This is a genomic window from Leptospira alexanderi serovar Manhao 3 str. L 60 (assembly GCF_000243815.2).
GTDB lineage: Bacteria > Spirochaetota > Leptospiria > Leptospirales > Leptospiraceae > Leptospira > Leptospira alexanderi.
Window position 1 is genome coordinate 32,501 of the sequence record NZ_AHMT02000036.1, and the last position, 19,575, is coordinate 52,075.

13 protein-coding genes and 2 pseudogenes (1 of these 15 running past the window's edge) are annotated in these 19,575 nt (G+C 42.9%); 4 read left to right on the plus strand and 11 right to left on the minus strand.

Annotated elements, in window-relative coordinates:
• Positions 1 to 700 (minus strand): annotated as a pseudogene (locus tag LEP1GSC062_RS24790) (hypothetical protein) (it extends 730 nt beyond the left edge of the window).
• A gap of 2 nt (positions 701 to 702) precedes the next feature.
• Between LEP1GSC062_RS24790 and LEP1GSC062_RS11945 the strand changes: the two are divergent.
• A complete protein-coding gene (locus LEP1GSC062_RS11945) occupies positions 703 to 1,389 on the plus strand; it encodes a hypothetical protein (RefSeq protein ID WP_020984373.1) in 687 nt (228 codons plus the stop codon).
• A 7-nt stretch (positions 1,390 to 1,396) separates the two neighbouring features.
• A complete protein-coding gene (locus LEP1GSC062_RS11950) occupies positions 1,397 to 2,164 on the plus strand; it encodes a glycosyltransferase family 2 protein (protein ID WP_010576223.1) in 768 nt (255 codons plus the stop codon).
• A 385-nt stretch (positions 2,165 to 2,549) separates the two neighbouring features.
• Here the strand turns inward: LEP1GSC062_RS11950 and LEP1GSC062_RS11955 are convergent, their stop codons facing one another.
• The 10 genes and pseudogenes from LEP1GSC062_RS11955 to LEP1GSC062_RS23655 all read right to left on the minus strand — a co-directional run bounded on the left by LEP1GSC062_RS11955 (position 2,550) and on the right by LEP1GSC062_RS23655 (position 16,449).
• Positions 2,550 to 3,764 carry an imelysin family protein gene (locus tag LEP1GSC062_RS11955; protein ID WP_010576222.1) on the minus strand — a complete coding sequence of 405 codons (1,215 nt, stop codon included), beginning with the start codon at positions 3,762 to 3,764 and terminating at the stop codon, positions 2,550 to 2,552.
• Positions 3,761 to 5,254, minus strand: a complete 1,494-nt coding sequence (locus tag LEP1GSC062_RS11960) for a di-heme oxidoreductase family protein (protein ID WP_020984391.1) — start codon at positions 5,252 to 5,254, stop codon at positions 3,761 to 3,763. The genes LEP1GSC062_RS11955 and LEP1GSC062_RS11960 overlap by 4 nt, the downstream gene beginning before the upstream one ends.
• A 41-nt stretch (positions 5,255 to 5,295) precedes the next feature.
• Positions 5,296 to 6,618 carry an imelysin LruB gene (gene lruB, locus LEP1GSC062_RS11965; RefSeq protein ID WP_010576220.1) on the minus strand — a complete coding sequence of 441 codons (1,323 nt, stop codon included), beginning with the start codon at positions 6,616 to 6,618 and terminating at the stop codon, positions 5,296 to 5,298.
• A gap of 298 nt (positions 6,619 to 6,916) precedes the next feature.
• Entirely contained in the window at positions 6,917 to 9,340 is a 2,424-nt protein-coding gene (locus LEP1GSC062_RS11975) for a TonB-dependent receptor family protein (RefSeq protein WP_039941940.1), read from the minus strand.
• A 26-nt stretch (positions 9,341 to 9,366) separates the two neighbouring features.
• Positions 9,367 to 9,813 (minus strand): hypothetical protein, encoded by a 447-nt coding sequence (locus tag LEP1GSC062_RS23205; RefSeq protein ID WP_139356860.1) that lies wholly within the window; start codon positions 9,811 to 9,813, stop codon positions 9,367 to 9,369.
• Between the two features lie 789 nt (positions 9,814 to 10,602).
• Positions 10,603 to 10,956, minus strand: a complete 354-nt coding sequence (locus LEP1GSC062_RS11985; protein WP_010576215.1) for a transmembrane 220 family protein — start codon at positions 10,954 to 10,956, stop codon at positions 10,603 to 10,605.
• Positions 10,938 to 12,520: pseudogene (locus LEP1GSC062_RS11990) on the minus strand (GNAT family N-acetyltransferase). The gene LEP1GSC062_RS11985 and the pseudogene LEP1GSC062_RS11990 overlap by 19 nt, the downstream one beginning before the upstream one ends.
• On the minus strand, positions 12,517 to 13,938 hold the full coding sequence (locus tag LEP1GSC062_RS11995) for an FAD-binding oxidoreductase (protein ID WP_010576212.1): 1,422 nt from the start codon (positions 13,936 to 13,938) through the stop codon (positions 12,517 to 12,519). Before LEP1GSC062_RS11995 ends, LEP1GSC062_RS11990 begins: the two are co-directional and overlap by 4 nt.
• A gap of 16 nt (positions 13,939 to 13,954) precedes the next feature.
• Entirely contained in the window at positions 13,955 to 16,093 is a 2,139-nt protein-coding gene (gene ppk1 / locus LEP1GSC062_RS12000) for a polyphosphate kinase 1 (protein WP_039941946.1), read from the minus strand.
• 176 nt (positions 16,094 to 16,269) lie between these two features.
• Positions 16,270 to 16,449 (minus strand): hypothetical protein, encoded by a 180-nt coding sequence (locus LEP1GSC062_RS23655; RefSeq protein ID WP_162142166.1) that lies wholly within the window; start codon positions 16,447 to 16,449, stop codon positions 16,270 to 16,272.
• Between the two features lie 430 nt (positions 16,450 to 16,879).
• Here LEP1GSC062_RS23655 and LEP1GSC062_RS12010 point away from each other — a divergent pair, with 430 nt between their 5' ends.
• The gene (locus LEP1GSC062_RS12010) at positions 16,880 to 18,430 is read left to right on the plus strand and encodes a cellulose synthase family protein (RefSeq protein ID WP_010576210.1); all 1,551 of its coding nucleotides are present in this window, start codon (positions 16,880 to 16,882) and stop codon (positions 18,428 to 18,430) included.
• 859 nt (positions 18,431 to 19,289) lie between these two features.
• Positions 19,290 to 19,571 (plus strand): hypothetical protein, encoded by a 282-nt coding sequence (locus tag LEP1GSC062_RS12015; RefSeq protein ID WP_004459036.1) that lies wholly within the window; start codon positions 19,290 to 19,292, stop codon positions 19,569 to 19,571.
• The last annotated feature ends 4 nt before the right edge of the window (positions 19,572 to 19,575 follow it).

Here is a 19,575-nt window from a genome sequence, read left to right on the forward strand (position 1 = left end):
CAGTTTTTTTTAACTGATATAAGAACGGACCGTCGAAGACAAACGATTCTCCTTCTTGATAGCGATAGAATAAATGAACGGGAGAAGTTGGTTTCTTTTTCATATTCGATACCGCTTCCTGAGAAGAACGAATTACGTTATAGCCCGGGAGGTTTCCTAATTTCTTTGTTTCGGAACTTTCGGCGATCCAAGGAGTATCCGATTTCTTTACCCAGGGGGAATTGTTTTTTAAACGTTGTGCGTCTTTCAAAAGCGTTTCGACCCAAGCCGGATCCCCCACCGAAAGAATTCCGGTAAAACCGTGGGCAAAGAAGGATTGTAGTGAAAGAAAAATTCCGGCTCTGTCTTTTTGTCCTCCGAGCGAGTCTGTCGAAAGAGTGACATTCGCATCACAAAAACCGGGAAGCGCATAAGAAACTTTTCCCGAGAAAGAATTTATTTTTCTGATCGAGACGATTTTGCCTTTTTCAATTCGAATCTCAGAAGGCTCGGAATATTCTTTTTTTCCGGGAAGAAGATATCTTACGGGGTTTAAGATTATGGATTCGGAATTCACTGATGAAGTGATAAACAGCAACATGAGAGAAAAAAAAGAAGATTTTAAAAGAGCGCCGATTTGTTGGAATCTTGAAAAATGCCTCTTTTTTCCCTTTCCTAAAATGACTCTCTTGACAAACAAAACAGATTCCGAAATGTTCATGGATGATGGAGCAGGAAGTCCGAGATATATCCGACAATATCCGGTTAACAATCGAGAACGGAAGAATTCTGTCTCTGAAAACCCACAGGATGACTCGTTCTGTCGAAGAGCATATCCAAAAGGCAGTCGGACTGATTCTGGATAGAGTAACTCATCCTACTTTAATTCCTACGGTTTATACTATAATAAAAGAGTTGGTGATCAATGCCTGCAAAGCAAACCAAAAAAGGATTTTTTTCAAAGAAAAAGGTTTGGATCTAAACGATGTTTCCGACTACGAAAAAGGAGTCAGGGAGTATAAGAGTATTTTCAGCGAAGAGATGTCCGAATCTTACGGGCAAAAGGCGAAGAAAGAGGGATATTATTGTCTGATTAGTTTTTATTACTCTTCGGACGGAATTCGTATCGAAGTAGTCAATAATGCTCCCATTACAGAACAGGAAGAAAAATCTCTCCGCGAGAAATTAGAAAAAGGGATGCGTTATAACGACATCGCGCAGTTTTATTTGGACAACGAGGATAACACCGAAGGCGCCGGCCTCGGACTGGCTCTCATTTTAATTATGCTCAAAGGCGAAGGAATCGATCCTTCCTACTTTAGAATCATCATTCGAGAAGACATTACGATTGCAAGATTGGAAATCCCTCTCACCCCTAATTTTCAGAGTGTCCGAAAAACTCGATCATAAAAATTAAATGCGGCTTCCTCTCTCCGTTTGTATTATCACACTCAACGAGCAAGACAATATAGAGCGTTGTCTTAAACCTCTAAATTTCGTTTCTGAAATCATCGTAGTCGATTCCGGTTCTAAGGATAAAACCGTAGAGATTGCCAAAAAACATAAGGCCAAAGTTTACAAAAGAAAATTCGACGACTACGTCAGTCAGAAAAACTTCGCTCTTTCTCTCGTTAAAAACGAATGGGTTTTAACTCTAGACGCGGACGAAGAAGTCTCTTTGGAATTAAAAGAGGAAATTCTGGCTTTGTTTCAAAACGGACTTCCCGCTGCGGACGGATATTCCACTCCGAGGCTTACTTGGTATTTGGGGAAATGGATCCGTCATGGAGGTTGGTATCCCAACCGAAGGATTCGACTCTTTCACAAATCCAAAGGAAAATTCGGAGGTGGACTCGTTCACGAGACGATTCAACTTCAAGGTATATGCAAAAAATTGAATTCTCCCGTATATCATTATTCCTATAAAAGTATCGGAGATCATGTCCGTTACATCAATGCGTATTCCGAATTAGGCGCTCGGGAAAAATATGGAGCCGGGAAAACGAGCGGTCTTTTTTACGCGTTTCTGGAGGGATTCTACAAGGCGTTTTGGATGTATTTTATTCGATTCGGATTTTTGGACGGGAAACAAGGTTTTGTTCTGGCGATTTTGGGATTCTATTATAATTTTCTAAAGTATATTAAATTGTACGAATTGAATTCGAAGGATAAAAAGAAAGTTTAAAACGTCCGTATCCCGGAAGCGATGTCGTTTCCCGGGATACGGATTCGTTTTGACAAGGGTTTTTCGTCGAATCATTTTTCTCGACCGAGTAAAGTCTATACCCAAGGATATGATAAGTTTAACGTGAGCAGGGTCGTAAGAAAGTTTGGGCAAATAAGAAACTAAAGTGCAACGACTCCCTGAACTCAGGCGCAGAGCTTTCCTGAACTCAGCAAACACCTTCCTATGGGTCGGTGTTTAGGTTGCTCTGCGGGTCGTCGTCACAACTCGCGAATTTCATAGATAAAATGACTCGCGACCGCGCTTTAACTCAATGTTGCCGCCTACGATCGCAACATAATGCTCCAATCGCTTTTGCATTTTGTTATACCGAAGTTACGTTTTTTTAATCTCCATCCGAATTGGAAGGGAGGGCGTTTGCTCCTAAGATTCCTATGATTTCCGTCGCAAAGATTATGCGAAGTTCCCTGAATCTTAAATAAATTTCCGTATTTACGAAGTTGAGATTCCCGGCGAGGTCTGTCTTAAGTGTTGCGGATGAGTTAATTCTTTCTTGAATGAGAGATTTTAATGTGGTAATTTTCGTTTTAACGCGAGCATCTAACGCGCTGTTTTGAAACTGAACGAGATAGCTTAGGGATCTCGCTTCGTTATCTCCCGCATTACCGTAATAAACGAGTTCTAATCCTTCTAAAGACGACAATAGGTCTTGATAGGCGGTATCGCTATAAATTGATTCCAGTTTTGCGGGATATTGAGTCGTTCCTGCAACCGTGAGACCCGCCGGAATTCCGACTCGAATGTCTTGATTCGTATATTCCAACTGAACTAATCCGTTGATGAACGAGTCAGTCGCATCCTTGATTCCACCGAAGGAACCTTTTCCTGAAGCCAATTCTTCCGCAAAATTCCCGGAAGAAGAATTCCAGGAACCAAGAAGTCGTTGTGCGTCCAATTGAATCACATTTGCGAGAGAGACGATGTAGGCTCTTCTTCCCGCATTTGCATTTGCCGCGTTAATTGCGGCAGTCGTATGCACCCCGTTACCGTCATCGAAAATGAAATATTCCAATGCGGCAAATCCCTTTCGAGTAAGAGGGTACGAATCGACCGTACTCGTGTTGGGATTGGTTGCGGCGGCTAGATTCAAATCGTTTGCCGTCGGACGGTTGTTTTCTCCTAAAATATAACCGTCCAATTTGTGAAAGAAGTTCGAAGGGAGATAGGACCGGTTGATATAAAAGGTTTCGGATTGTTTGAAAATTCTTCTCGCGGCTAACCATTTCGTTTGAAGATCCGTAAGGGTGGTCGCGTTCTGATTCGCTTGGTACGAAGCAGCGCTCGTTTTTAACTCGTCGGCTGCGGTTAGAAGACGGGCGAGTTGAGGAACGGCGACTCGGTTGGCCGTATAATTCAGAAATTCTCCTGTACTTGCGTTTGCAAATAACGCGACTAGTAAGGTTTCTGTTCCCGTAATTTTTCCGAAGTCTCCGCAGCGAATTTTCGAGAATACGATCACCATGCTCAGAGTGAGAATTTTAATTCCTTGGGCGAGAGATGTTCTCGTCCAAGGAATATTCATAGATTCTAAAATTCTCATAGAGATTCCAGGAATAGAATCAACTTATCCCGATCTTCTTTCGGAAGATTGACAAATTTATTTCTGGATGTCAAAGCTTCTCCCCCGTGCCAAAGAATCGCTTCTTTATGGCCTCTTGCACGTCCGTCGTGAAGGAGATGGTTATGACCGTTGACTTTTTGGATGAGTCCCGTTCCCCAAAGAGGAGGAGTTCTCCATTCCGTTCCGGAAGCTTCGAAGTCTTCCCGGTTGTCTGCGAGATCGGGTCCCATGTCGTGGAGAAGAAGATCGGTATACGGTTTTATGTGTTGAAAAGAAATTTCAGGAAATCCCTCCGAGTGACCTGTGAAAATATAAGGTTTATGACAGGCGTTGCATCCGATTTCCGAAAAGATTTCTTTCCCTCGAATCACATCGGGACGGGTCCAGTTTCTTCTTCCGGGAACACCCACAAGTTTGGTATAAAAAGTCACTAACTCCGCGGTTTTAGTCGAAATTTCAGTTCCTTCGGGGGTTCCGTTAACGCCGGGAGGGGAAGCGAAACAAGCCGCCTGTGCGCCTACGCAGTTTTGATTTGGAAAAAGAGGGCTCGTGATTCCTATATCTCCTAAAAATGCTCCCTGATTTTGTTGTGATAAATTCGGTTCGTTGGCTTTCCATCCGAATCTTCCCAATACTTTCTTTTGCAGTTTTGCGTCCCAAACGAAATTTGGCTTTCCGGAGATTCCGTCACCATCCGAGTCGTTTTCATCCGCAAAGGAAAGGATGGTCGATTCTGGAATCGCTTCTAAAAGTCCGAGTCCTGGGATCATAGGAGATGTCCGAGGAGATTGATGTACGACCGGAGGTTGCCCACCAAAATTCCAGTTCGAAATGATGAACGTAGGTCTTCTCAGAGAATACGCCTCTCCGTCGGGAAAATGTCCCGGTTCTTCCGCAAAGTTTACGGTTGTAGTCGCTTCCGCTGGGACTCCCGCAATTCCACGATTATTAATCTGAAGTCCGTAGTTGTCGAGTCCTACCGGTCCGCCTGTGATCGGATCTTTTCCGTTTTGGCTGACTCGAATCAACATAGTGGAAAAAACGTTGCTTCCGCTGGGAGGAGGAGTTCCTCTTCCGTCCTTTACGTGACAACCGTCGCAAGAGGTGCTGTTAAAAACCGGTCCCAATCCGTCGGAAGCGGAGTTTCCGCCTTGAACCCAAGTTCGGTTGAAGAATGAGTTGCCGCCTTGAAAGTCTATGTTTCCGTCTTCTCGGAGGTTTGCTGCGGCAAGGTCGAAGGCGTTTACGGTGGTATCGAAAACCGTCGTCAAACCGCCGGAATATTGTTCACCGGGATCCATATTTGCAAGGATAAGTAGAATCAACGCCAATTCTTGATCGTTGTTTTTTTTATGGTCGAAAATTTTAAGGTTACACTGAGTGAGTAAACAGAATAGGATTCCGCTCAGGAATCCTATTCGAATTTTTGAATTGATTGAAATCATAAAGGGGAACTCTTTTTTCGTCATGATCTTTTGATTTTCATAATGATTGATCTTTCCTATTTAACTTAAATAGAAAAATCGGTGATCGAAACGCCAACTCCTTTTGCGGCATCTGTGATCGTTTTTTTCATCGTATCTCCGATCAGTTTCTGGGTATCAAAAAGGATTTTATACTCGGAATCCGTATTTCTGATAATTTGGTCGTATCTTCCCGTTAAAGATTTAGGTGGGCAAGTAGTTGTGTAATTCGGATCGGCTGTTTGTTCCGGAAGATTGATGCAAAATACATCTCTGGATGCAATTGCCTGGGCGGCGATCGGAGGAGCGCTGAGAGTTCCAAAAAGACTTCTTAGTCCCGGTCCTGTGGAAACTACGGTTCCTTTTTTCAGTTCGTAAGATCCGGACCAAATGTTCAATACGCTTTGAGCATTGTAGTAAAAGTCAGCCTTGGTAGTATCGCTGAAACAGGAATGTTCTTCTTCTTGTTGTCCATCAAAGGTTCCGGTGAGTCTTTCTCCACCCCATTCTCCTGCGATGAATTTTCCAAGACCCTGAAAGATGGCAGTGATTGCGGCGTTAGGATTGGATTTCAGTGCGTCCGAATATCCGGAACCGTCTGCAAATTGGTCTCGGATCAGTCCTAATTGAAGAACGAGTCCGTCGGTAACGGCTTTCATATAAGCTCTTTTTTTCTCTCCGTCTGTTCCTACGCCTCCTGTAAGTTCCGCTACAGTACGCTGTCCTGCAATTTCATTGATTCCTCCGTTAGACAAGTCTTGTCCCCAGAGAATATATTCGATTGCGTGCCATCCTACCGTGATTGCGGTTTCGTCGTCACCATCGACGGCTCCGTTGTTATTTGCCGCAGCGTCGCCGTTTGCGGCTAAGATTGCATCATAAGTTATCTGTGCTGCGTTATTACCTATGTGACTATCAATCGCACTTTCGTCTAACGGCCACGAGTTGATCAGTCCCTCGCATTCTTCTTCTCCGGATCCGTCCGCGTTGCTTCCACAACCTAAGACGTCTACGTTATCGATCGGTCCGGAAGAAAAACGGAATGCTTCGGTTACTAGATAAGAAGCTCTTGCGATGATGTATAGATTTTTAAGATTTGCATGATCCGCTGCGCTCGGGTTTGCGTTTGCAGCGAATGCCGTTACTGCGGTTTGCAGTTTGACTGCGTCTTTGTAGCTTTGATCGTACGATTCGTAGCCGAGCTGTAGATAACGATCTACTACTTGAGCTTTAGTCGCAGTTGGTTGAAATCCTAATCCAAGTAGAGCCAGCAGGGAATCGTTCGATTTTTCTCCCGGCTTACAGTTTAACAGTAAGAGCTGCGCTACGATTGAAAGAAAAAAGGGGAAAGTAAATTTTTTGAGATTCATTCAAGTTTCCTGAAAGTTTTTAAAAAGATCCCGGCAGCGTTATCCGCAACCGGGGAATTTTCGATGAACTGGTTGTTATGATATTGATACCAATTCTCAATATCAAAATTATAGTCAAACGAAAATTTTGTTTTAGGGTGAATTTGTGGGAACTCCCACGAAAAATTTCTAGTTTGAGGGGAGTTTATGCACTTTTCGCATAGAAGTCCGGATCCGAGAGAGAAATTCTTTCTAGAATTGTGGGAACTCATACAATTTTTCGATTCTTGAGGGACTGAAATTACTAAAAAAACATAGATCAGAGTTCAAAAGTGACACCGACATTGATTTGGCGAAACGGACCGACTTGAATTCCTTCGGGAAGGCGACCGGAAATGTAACGAACATCGGCTAAATTCTTTCCGGTAACAAAGAGATTCCAACGTTTAATCGGGTCCTTATAACCCAGAGAAAAGTTAATGAGCCCGTATGCGGGGATCACACCGGTTTCACCGGAGCTGTTCGAAGTAATATTAAGATATTGTAATACTTTTTTGCCGAGAGGATCTGTGATCAGATCGGCCCAGTATACGGTTCGGGTATTTGAGTCGTCGTGATATTGGGCGGAGAAATATTGATATTCTACTCTTGAGTAAAAGCCCTTTTGATGGATAAAACCGAGAGCGAGGGTCACTGTGTCTCTGGAAACGTAAGGGACGTAGTTGCCGTTTTTATCCTTCTGAGTGACGATAAAATCGAGAAGAGATTGATTTGGTGTGATTTTTGAGGCGTCGATGGAATACTGATTCATTCTTGCGTCCGCTCTTGTGTAAATCAAATCAATCGGAAGTTTGAAGGAGGCTTCAAACAATTTGGCCGGATCGAACGTGACGTTGGTTTCCAGACCTCGACTGTAAGTTCTTCCTCCGTTTTTTGCGGAGGAGGCGGAGTCGTTTCCGGAAGTGGAAGAAGTGATTATGATCTGGTTGATGTAGTTCAGATCGAAGTAACTTACCTGGGCATTTAAGTAATTTGTAATATCTCCTCGAAAGCCGGTTTCGTAGTTATAGGAATATTCTGGATCGATCCGATTGACGATACCGGAGTTGTTCAATGCGTCCTGATATCTCGGAGGTGAAAAACCTTTGTGCGCGCCTGCAAACCAAGTCACATCTTTATTGAGGTCGTAAGTAAGCCCGAGACCGGGAATTACAACATGATACGTGTGTTTGCTTCCTTTATCCACTTCTTGGGAGGGGGAATTCGGAAGAGGTTGATTGGTAGCCGGATCCAGGGACTGTTGACGAAGAATTGTTCTGTTTTGTGAAAACGATTCGTAACGAATCCCGGGAATCACCGAAAAACGATCGTAGAACTTGAGACTGTTTTGAGCGAAACCTGCGATGGATTTTGTGTGATTGACTTCGTGATCTCTTATATTTCCCGATTTGGAAAGGGAATATTCCGAAGAAGCGGCTCCGGTTGGGGGTTTGTCAAAGCCGTTGCCGAAGATCGCATAATCGGGAGTAGGCGGCCCGTCTAAGTATTTGATATCCGCAGTTTCATAGTGGTAACGCAGACCCGCGTCGAGCTGATTCTTGATTCCAAAAAACTGATAGTCTTGTTGATAGCGGGATTCCGCTCCTACAAAACGATAAGAACGGTTTCTGTGACCTACGCTGTCCAACATGTAAACCGTATCGCCTGGGCGATTCACAAACGGTTCCGTATCGTAGGTTTTAATTACGTTGCCCGGAATAGCACCGAAGTTGGAACCCGTGTTTCTAAGGTAATTCTGTCTTGCCCAGTTCCTTTCCGTATATGCGGCATAAACTTTTGTCACGAGTTTAGAATGATCGGCGAGTTTCCATTCGTGGCCGATATCGCCGGAATATCTCTGAAGTTTTCGGTTATCCTGTTCCGCAAAGTTGGAAGAAGAATGATTCCAAAACTGGGCGGTCGTCAAGCCGAGATAAGTCATGTTTGCATCTTGGGCGGTTGCTAAAAATTTAGAAGTAAGAATATGTTTTTCATTCAGATCGGTAATGGACTTAAAGGAGAATTCATGCAATCGAAAGTCTTGGTGATCTCGAAATCCGTTTCCTTGTTTTCTAAGAAACGAAATATCGATACCGGTATTTCCGAACGTTCCTCCGTAAGAAACTTGAGAGGAAAAGAATCCGTAGGACCCGCCTTGTGCGGACACGGAAAGAATCGGTTCTTTCGAAGGACGTTTTGTGATAAAGTTAACCACTCCGCCGATTGTAGAAGGACCGAAAAGAATCGCCCCTGAACCTTTGATGACTTCGATTCTTTCCATACGATCGATATTTGGCGTATAATATTGTTCCGGCGCGGAGTAAGGATTGAGAGACGTAAAAATTCCGTCTTCTAAAATGAGAACTTTTCTTCCGAGATCGTTGTTCACTCCTCGAAAACCCAGGTTTAAAATCAAACCAGTATCTTGGTAACGGATGGAAGCTCCGGGAACTCTTCTCAGAACTTCCATCGAATCAACCGGTCTGGTCTGTTCCAAAAATTCCTTCTCAATGACGATCGCCGAGCCGGGAATTCTTTTGAGGTCGACCTTTCGTTTTCCTATCACCGAAATGGCTGCGCGTTCCGATTCTTCTCCGTTAGAAGAAGGACGTTGTGTCGGATTTTCTTCTGATTGTGCGAAAACTCCCCAAGAAAGTAGGAAAAAGAGAAAAATACAAAGATACGAGATTGATTTTTGTTCCATTTGGCTTTAAATTTTGAAAATGATTCTCAATATTTGTCGACGGCTTTTAGAGTCAAGGGAGAATGAAGTGAAAAGATTCGGGTTCGAAGGAAAAATTTAGGAATAAGACTCAAAAGATAACGGAGTTTATGGGAACTCCTCGAAATTCTTTCTTGAAGACAAGTGCGTAATTTCATCGCAAAACTTTTTCGACCATCCGCACGTGTCTTGATCGTCGGATCCAAATCCGCGGCACGGATTGTTTTTTCTAACTCGCTAAACGCGATCTTACCCGGACCCATCATAGGAGAAAGCAACCATTGAGTTTTTACCATGTCCCTTGTGGATTGTAATATGGGATTTCCTGCATTTTCAAAATGTTTCTTTGTAAAAAGAATGTGGAGTGTTCCAACGATAAAGACAGTTAGAAAGTTCAGGGACGTACTCTGTAGGAACTCATCACCAACCCCACAAGTTAAGAAGTTTGGGATCATAAGGATCAAAAGCTGATATTTTTCAAGTGTTCCGACGTGTCAGTGATTAGGGGTTAGATTTTAGTGGATAGAACTTTATGTACAATAAAACGCAAGTGTTCCGACGTGTCAGTGATTAGGGGTTAGATTTTAGTGGATAGAACTTTACATACAATAAAACGCAAGTGTTCCGACGTGTCAGTGATTAGGGGTTAGATTTTAGTGGATAGAACTTTACACAATAAAACGCAAGTGTTCCGACGTGTCAGTGATTAGGGGGTTAGATTTTAGTGGATAGAACTTTACACAATAAAACGCAAGTGTTCCGACGTGTCAGTGATTAGGGATTAGATTTTAGTGGATAGAACTTTATGTACAATAAAACGCAAGTGTTCCGACAAGAATGAGGCTTTTTACTTGCGAAAAGTATCATTTTCTGATAGAGAAAAATTTCCCGAACCTTTCCACCCCCACCCAAAAATAAGGGGAAACTCAGGCACAACGCTTCCTGAACTCAGCAAACACCTTCCTATGGGTCGGTGTTTAGGGCGCGTTGTGGGAACTAAGTTTCACGGTGGATTTTGTCGTAATTCCGACAAATTGATCTTGAGATCCCATTGCTTGTGGGTAGGGTTATGGTAGGAACTCCTACGCTTTATACGAACTTATGGAATGGTTGTAACTGACTTTTCTTAAGGTTTTTGGACAGGTTCTTAAGAATTCCGGAAGTAGTTCGTATTAAAAGATCACTGCGAGTAAAGCCGAACCGAGAAGATCGGACCGGAATAAAAATGAAAGATTTCATCCTTTTCAAATTGAACTCGTCTTTCTCTTACGAATCCAATACACTAAGATTCCGGACCAAACCGCCGATAAAATCAAACCGCCCATTTCCCTCGTGACTTCGTCGTTAAAGGATAAGTTTTGGATTTGCATCGCAGCAAGTACGGTTCCCGCTGAAAAAAGTACCAAAAGAAATAGAGACGTTCCAAGCCAAAGTTCCGTTTTTTTAGGATATATTAAAAAACCTGCATATAATGCGACGATACTCATATAAAGCGGAATCCAAAGCCAAGGATCGGGATCGTTCCACTGAAGTCCCGCAAAAACGAGCCAGATCGAAATCGTAACGATTGAAAAAATTTTCATGATTCGTAAATCCATTTGAGTTCGTAGAGATCCTTTCTTCGATTGGAAAGATTTCGAACGGAACCTTTTTTACGGAGTTCCTTTAAAAGATCCAAATCCAAGTCGGCGATCAAAGTCATTTCCGTATTCGGAACGGATTCCGCAGCCACACAGTCGTGAGGAAACGCGAAGTCGGAAGGAGTAAAGACCGCGGACTGAGCGTACTGAATGTCCATATTCTCCACATGAGGAAGCGCGCCGACGGAACCGGAAATCACGACGTAACATTCGTTTTCGATCGCTCTTGCCATCGCACAGTGCCTGACTCGGTTGTATCCGTTTTTCGTATCTGTGTAGAATGGAACAAATAGAATGTCCATCCCTTGTTCTGCTAAGAACCTAGGAAGTTCCGGGAACTCCACGTCGAAACAGATTAGAATTCCGATCTTACACGCGTCCGTAGTAAATACCGAAAGATTGTATCCGCCCTTGACTCCCCAGTAAAAATCTTCGTCCGGAGTTACGTGAAGTTTATACTGCTCTTCGTAGGTTCCGTCCCTTCTGCAAAGGTAGGAAACATTATGAAGGGTGTTATCCCGATACTCGGGCATACTTCCCGATATGATATTAACGTTGTATGAAACCGCAAGTTCGACCATCTTTTCGATGATGCTTTCGGTGTGACTCGAAAGCGCGCGCATCGCGTCCGAAGGGCTTCTGTCGTTGTATCTGGCAAGCAAAGACGCATTAAAAAATTCAGGAAATAATACGAAGTCAACGTTGTATCCTGCCACGGTATCGACGAAAAATTCCACCTGATGCATCAATTCCTCGATTCCCGCCACGGGACGCATCTGCATCTGAACGACTCCCACACGGACGACGGTTTTTTGTCCTCCGATCAGGGCGGTCTCTTCCTTCTCGTAATATATATTCAACCATTCTAATAGAACTGCATAAGAGCTGAAACCTTTGGTATGTCCGAAATATCCCCGTTTGAGTTTTCGAACGTGGAATCCGTTTGCGAGTTGAAAGGAAAGAACCGTATCGTAGATTTCCTTGTCTCTTACTTTTTCGATGTATTGGGCTGGAGTCATGGAATCTTCGTAGTTTTCATAACCGGGCATCCAGGCTCCGACTACGATTCTCTTGAGATTCAGTTTTTCGCAGAGTTCTTTTCTTGCGTCATACAATCTTCGCCCAAGACGCAAACCTCTATACTCCGGATGAACAAAAATATCCACACCGTAGAGAGAATCTCCGTTTTCGTTGTGATTTTTGAGATCGCCCTTTCCTACGATTTCCTCGTAGGTGTGATTATCTCCGTAATCGGACCACTTGACGATTTGGCTGATGGCCGCCCCGACGACTTTTCCGTTGTCTTCGATACAAATTTGTCCTTCGGGAAATTTAGAGATCTGAGCTTCGAATTGATTTTTTTTCCAGGCTCCGTCGAATTCCGGGAAAACAATATCCATGATTTCCTTTACGTCCGGGTAATCTTCCAGAGTAAGGCTTCGCATAACAATCCTGTGCTCGGATTGAATTTTTCTTTTTTCTTACTCGGTTTTTTGCCGCCGGAACCGTTTGTGGAAATCATTGGAACACTTTGCCCGGATTCATGATATTTTTAGGGTCCATGGATTTTTTGATTTCTTTCATCAAGAAAATCTCCGCCCGGGTTCTGGAAAAATGGAGAAAGTCTTTTTTTAAAAGACCGATTCCGTGTTCCGCGCTGATCGATCCATGATATTTTTGTAATAAACGAAACATATCCGGATCCACATTCTTGCATTTTTTGAAAAAATCCTCGTTGGAAAGATCTTTCGGTTTTACGATGTTCAGATGAAGATTTCCGTCTCCCACATGACCGAAAAGAGCGATTTCAAAACCGGGATATTTTCCGTTTAACAGAGTTTCCATATCTGCGAGAAACGGTTCCATGTTTCTCAAAGGAAGGGAGATGTCGTTTTTATGAACGGTATATTCGATGGAAATACTTTCGCTGATTCCTTCTCTGTATTTCCAAAACGTTTCCGATTGTCTGGAGTTTTGCGCTAGACTTCCGTCGGAGATTAGACCTTTTTCCGTGATTGTTTCCAAAAACCCGAACAGTTTTTCGTCGTCGGATTTGTCCGCAATCTCGAATTCCATCAAAACGTAATATGGACTGGGAGATTGAAACGGATCCGGAATTCCGAGATGGGCCTTTACTTTTCCGAGACAGTATTCGGTAAAGAATTCGAATGCAAGCAAAGGGACCTTAACCTGGTGCGTTTCTTTGAATAAGGAAAGAATGGAGGAAAAGTCCGGAACCGCCACGAGTAAAACTCGGTTGTCCAGAGGTTTTGCTGTCAGCTTTAAGGTTGCTTCGGTAATAACGCCTAACGTTCCTTCCGAGCCGATGAATAATTGTTTCAGATCGTATCCCGTATTATTTTTGAGCACCTCTCCGTTGAATTCTAAAATTTCTCCGGTCCCTGTGACAACGGTGAGTCCTAACACCCATTGACGAATCAGACCGTAGTGGACGACTCTGACTCCGCCCGCGTTTGTGGCGATGTTTCCCCCGATATGAGAAGAACCGGTGGACGCAAAGTCCACCGGAAAATAAAAATCTTTTTCTTCAACTTCCTTGTGAAGATTTTTGGTGATCATTCCCGCTTGAACTTTGATACTTCCGAAAAAAGGATCGAAGTCCAAGACCTTGTCCATTTTAGAAAGGGAAAGAACCAGTTCCTTATTTTTTGCGATCGCTCCGCCCGCGTATCCGGTTCTTCCTCCGGAGGGAACGATCGAAAGCTCGTTTTCGTAGGCATACTTTACGATTTTTGCAACTTCTTCCGTCGTAGTCGGAAAAGCGAGAATGTCGAAATCTGGTTTATAAACCTTGGTTCTGTCCGTTCCGAAAGAAAGAAAGGTCGTTTCGTCAAAGTCTGGATCGTTTCTAAAAAATATCTTTCCGGGACCGATCAGGGATTTGAGTTCCGATTTGTTGGTTGTGGAGATCGTGGTCATGTTTGTTTTTGAAATATTATTCCGCGAAGATCATTCTTTCTATTTGGGAATCTACCGGTTTTTCATCCTTTCCTAATATTCTTTTTATGTAATGCCCATCCGGACGTAGGAATCTCGCTTTAACGTTATCCTGCAGTTGAACGTCCAGGATTTTTTTGATTCGATCCTTGTTCTTGCTTTCCACGATTGGAAAAAGGACTTCGATTCTTCTCTCGAAGTTTCTTGGCATACAATCGGCGGACGCGAGAAAGATGGACTCGGAACCGTTTGAATGAAAGTAATAGATTCTTGTATGTTCTAAAAATCTTCCCACAATGGAAAGAACAGTGATGTTTTCCGAAATACCCTTGAGTCCCGGTTTGAGACAACAAATGCCTCGGATAATTAGATCGATTTTTACTCCGGCCTGACTGGCCTTATATAAGGAAAGAATGATATGCGGATCCACCAGCGAATTCATTTTGAATATGATTCTTGCCGGTTTTCCCGCAAGCGCATTTTTTCTTTCCTGATCGATCATCGTGATAAACGTCGATTTCAGATTATGAGGAGACGCGGATAGGAAATTCAGGGTCGGCATCTTTGCATAACTCGTGATCGTATTGAAAATCGTAGCGACGTCTTCCGTAATCTGCTTATTGACCGTAAAAAAGCTGAGATCCGTATAATATTTGGACGTGGTGGAATTGTAATTTCCGGTTCCAAGGTGCACATAACGCACCATATGATCGTCTTCCTTTCGAACAATCAGAAGCATTTTACAGTGAATTTTTAATCCGACTAAGCCGTAAACTACGTGAACTCCGCGGGCTTCGAGTTTTTGAGCCCATTTGATGTTTCTTTCTTCGTCGAAACGCGCCTTGAGTTCCACGAGAACGGTCACTTGTTTTCCGTTCTCCGCCGCTTCTCCCAAATACTGGATGATGGGAGAATCTCCGCTTGTACGATATAGAGTCATTTTGATTCCGAGAACTTTGGGATCTTCGGAAGAGATTCTGAGTAGGTCCTCGATGGCCGAGAAGGATTGGTATGGGTGATGAAGAAGTCTGTCTTTCTTTTTAATCGCTTCGAAAATCTTTTCGGGGGTATCGAACTTAAGGGTAATTTTCTGTTGAAAAAAAGGATACTTGAGTTTGGACGTATGATCCAGACCGTAAAAGAACATTGCGTCGTTTATGTTCAAGATGGAGGCGACATCAAATACCTCATGGTCTTGAAGTTCCAAAAGTTCTCTCAATGTGTTTTTAATAAAGGGAGAAGTTCCCTGATGAATGTCCATACGAACCGCGTCTCCCCAGATTCGGTTTCGAAGTTCGTCCTTCATCGTGATGAGTAAGTCTTTGACAGACTTTTCTTCGTCGATGGAAATGTCGGCGTCTCTTATGATTCGGAACGGATAGATTTCCTTAACGGTCATACCGTAAAAAAGATCGTCTACGTGTAGTTTGATGATTTCTTCCAAAGGGAAAAATCTTCTTTCTTCTCCTTTGCCTTTCAGTTGTAGAAATCGCGGAAGTACCGACGGCACTTGTACGACTGCGAACAAATCTTTTTTCCCACCGGTCTTTTCGTCTTCGGTGCTTAAGACCATGGCGAGGTTCAAGGATTTGTTGAGAATATGAGGGAAGGGATGGGCCGTGTCGATTGCAAGAGGGGTGAGAATTGGAGATACGTCTTCCTTATAATAATTTTGAATCTGTTTGATCTCGTTGATCGTCAATTCTTCCGGATTGAGAACGAGATGGATTCCGGCCATTTTCAATTCTTCTAATGTTTTGGAGAAAGTTTCATACTCTTCTCGGACGAATGCGCGGACTTTATCCGATAAGTCGGAAAGAATTTCGGATGCGCTATCTCCGTTTAAACTTCTTTCATCGTTTCCTTCCTTTACGAGGTTACGAAGTCCGGCGACCCGGACCATATAAAACTCATCGAGGTTTGTTTCGGTGATACTTAGGAATTTCAGTCTTTCCAAAAGCGGGTTTTCGGGATCGTTTGCTTCTTCCAATACGCGTCGGTTGAAATCGATCCAGGAAAGTTCCCGATCAAAAAATATATTCGGGTTATTCAAATGAATTTCAGGTTCGTTTTTGTCGGAAGAATCGCTTTGGATTGCAGTCATTGGAGTTTGGTCCTGTACTTTTGGTTTTGACATTAGAGTTGTTGAAAAATTAATTCTCCATTTATTTTTGTTTCACTAAAATGAACGATTGAAGCAGTTTTGTTAATCCCACAATTGAATTTTTCAATAACTCTATTAGATATCCTGAAAATTTTCAAAAATCCCTCAGTCTCGGTTCTACCAGGGGTTCTATTCCTGTTTAAACCTGCTTAACCGGGAGTCAATAATTCTAAGAAGATTTTGATGAGTTGATTTTTGGACCCCTTTAAATTTTGGACGGAGTGAGACATCGAATCGTTGATTTTTCTTTGATTTGGGAGTCCCCACATTTTAGTCTGGTCGGTGGAATTTTTCCGTGCATCGTTTTGATTCGTAAGGTATTCTTTCATTTCTGAACTTGAGGAAGAATTAAGATTCCTACTTTTTAAAACTGAAATTCCTAAATCGATGAAAAAGAAATGTCCGGGACCGTATTACCAGTTCTTAGATTGTAGCCTTCAATTTCGGATAGGGAGAATGAATGTCATCGGAAAAGATAATACGAGAAATATGGCGTTTATTCGGACGCGATACAATGTGGGTGGTTACAAAAAAAGGGGACGGTGTAACTTTCGTCCCCCCGTCCATTTCAAAATGAAAATTCGCAGTGGAGGAACACAACCAGGGAGGTTGTTGTCCATCCATTGAAAAGTATCGGTCGTAGGAGTTCTCACATTAGGCTTCGGGTTAAAAAATATGGATGTGAATTAAAAAACTAAAAAATTTATGCGGTGCAAAACCTTTGACTTTTAAGGGGTAGAGTTTTTCCTGGCTATCATTATGCTGACCGTCGTAACTCTACTGTTTCTGGCCATTTATGGGATCGACATTGTTGCTCTCTTTTTTTTCGGGATTCATACTTATATTATGGTATATCTCTATAAAAAGAACCATGCATATTGCGAATCCGAGCCGGACAAAATCCTAGACGTCAACAATCCGAATTTGCCGGTAGTAACTGTACAACTTCCAATCTTCAACGAATTCTATGTTGTGGATCGTTTGATTGAAACTACAGTGGCTCTCAAATATCCGAAAGACAAACTTGAAATTCAACTTTTAGACGATTCCACGGACGAGACGGTCGAAAAGTCTAGAAATCTTATCAATCATTACAAAACGCTCGGATTTGATATCCATCACCTTCACAGAGCCGGAGCGGAGCGCACCGGACACAAGGCCGGAGCTTTAGAAGCCGGAATGAAAGTGGCACGGGGAGAGTATATCGCAATCTTCGACGCAGATTTTATGCCGGACCCTGATTTCTTGATTAAAACCGTACCTTACTTCGAGGATCCTCAAATTGGAATGGTTCAGGTTCGTTGGGGACATATCAACGCGGATTACAACGTTCTTACCAAAGCGCAATCGTTCGGAATCGACGGGCACTTTATGATTGAGCAAGTTGCAAGAAACGGTTCCCATCTTTGGATGAATTTTAACGGAACCGCCGGAATCTGGAAAAAGGAATGTATCATCGATTCGGGAGGATGGGAACACGACACTCTCACAGAAGACTTTGACCTTTCTTACCGTGCGGAAATGAGAGGCTGGAAATTCCGGTATTTTAAAGATATTGAATGTAAGGCGGAGATCCCGGCGATGATATCCGCTTACAAATCCCAACAGTTCCGTTGGTGCAAGGGATCGATCCAAACCGCGGTTAAATTGCTTCCCAGAATTTTTCGTGCGGATCTTCCCTGGAGGATCAAGTCCGAAGCCATCGTTCATTTAATCAATTATTCCGTTCATCCGTTGATGGTGATTAATATACTATTCAGCGCTCCTTTGCTTTTAATGAATTACTGGTCCGGATTTGACTTTTATGATCTTCCAATAGAGATTTTGATGGGGACCGCAGCGATTCTTTCCGTTGGATCCGTGGGGCCGATGATTTTCTATGCGTATTCACAAAGAATTCTCCACAAAGATTGGAAGAGAAGAATGATTTATCTTCCTATTCTTATCATGATTGGGACCGGAATTGCGATCGTAAATACGAGAGCTTGGCTCGAAGCGATTCTTGGAATTCAATCTTCTTTCAAACGTACGCCAAAACTCAAAATCGAGAAAAGTACGGATGTTTTGAAAGAAAGACTGAAATATACGGTTCCGTTGGACTTTCACGTGGTGCTTGAATTCCTAATGGGATTCTATTGTTTAGGAACTGTGTTTCTTTCCTTTGTTCTCGGAAAGCCGCAGATCGTAGGATTTTTAGTAATTTATGCACTCGGATTCTTTTACGTAGGATACTTATCTTTGAAGGAAGCTGCTTGGAAACTCGGAGCTTCCAAACAAGGGTCGACGGAAGAACTTCCGGCGCAGGCGTAAAATCCCATACCACCCCCAGGAATTAAGAAGGTTTTTGGGATCATAAGGATCAAAAACTGATATTTTTCAAGTGTTCCGACGTGTTAGTGATTAGGGGTAGATTTTAGTGGATAGGACTTTACATACATTACATACAATAGAATGCAAGTGTTCCGACGTGTTAGTGATTAGGGGTAGATTTTAGTGGATAGGACTTTACATACATTACATACAATAGAATGCAAGTGTTCCGACGTGTTAGTGATTAGATTTTAGTGGATAGGACTTTACATTACATACAATAGAATGCAAGTGTTCCGACGAGAATGAGGCTTTTTACTTGCGAGAAGTATGATTTTTTGATAGAGAAAAATCTCCCGAGTATTCCCGTCGCCTCCCACCTCCACCCAAAAATCAAGGGAAACTCAGGCACAACGCTTCCTGAACTCAGCAAACACCTTCCTATGGGTCGGTGTTTAGGGCGCGAAAGGTATAACTCAGCAGAACGCTTCCTATGGCGCGTTGTGGGGCCGACTTTTCACAGAGGATTTGTAGTAATTCCGACAGATTTATCTTCGGATCCAAGTGCTTGTGGGTAAGGTTATGGTAAAATCCGGGCACGGGCCCCATGTTTTAGGAATTAGCGAGTAGTAGTTCCTACATTGCAATGGTTATAGGGAGCCCTGACCAATAACAAACTTGCATCTAATCGAAGGACATACTTTCGCGCGTTTGTGGGGAAGCTATGGTGGACCCGTCTAACTAGAAGAGGATAAGGTGAGATCCTTCAAGCTTTGTTTGGAAGTTCGAGTGCTTATGCTTGACTTTGCGCTTTTTTCTGAAAAATTGACAAAAAATCGCTACTTTTATAGGAATCCCGATGAGTGAGAAAGTTTACTGCGCTAATTGCCTGCACTGTGTGACCGTAAGGCAGTATGAATCCGAGGCGGACAAATATATTCTCCGCGTAAAATGCACCAAGAAAAAATGGTCTAAAAGATCCGGAGAAGAAAAGCTCTATAAATATTTTACCGTTGCTCGCCGTATGCAAGTGAACTGTGAATTTTATGAGCCGATGGGTGAAATTCTTCCTTATATCAAAAATCTTAAGAAAGAACTCCCGATCAAAGACGAAATCTACATGGTGAAAACTCTCACCTAAAGAG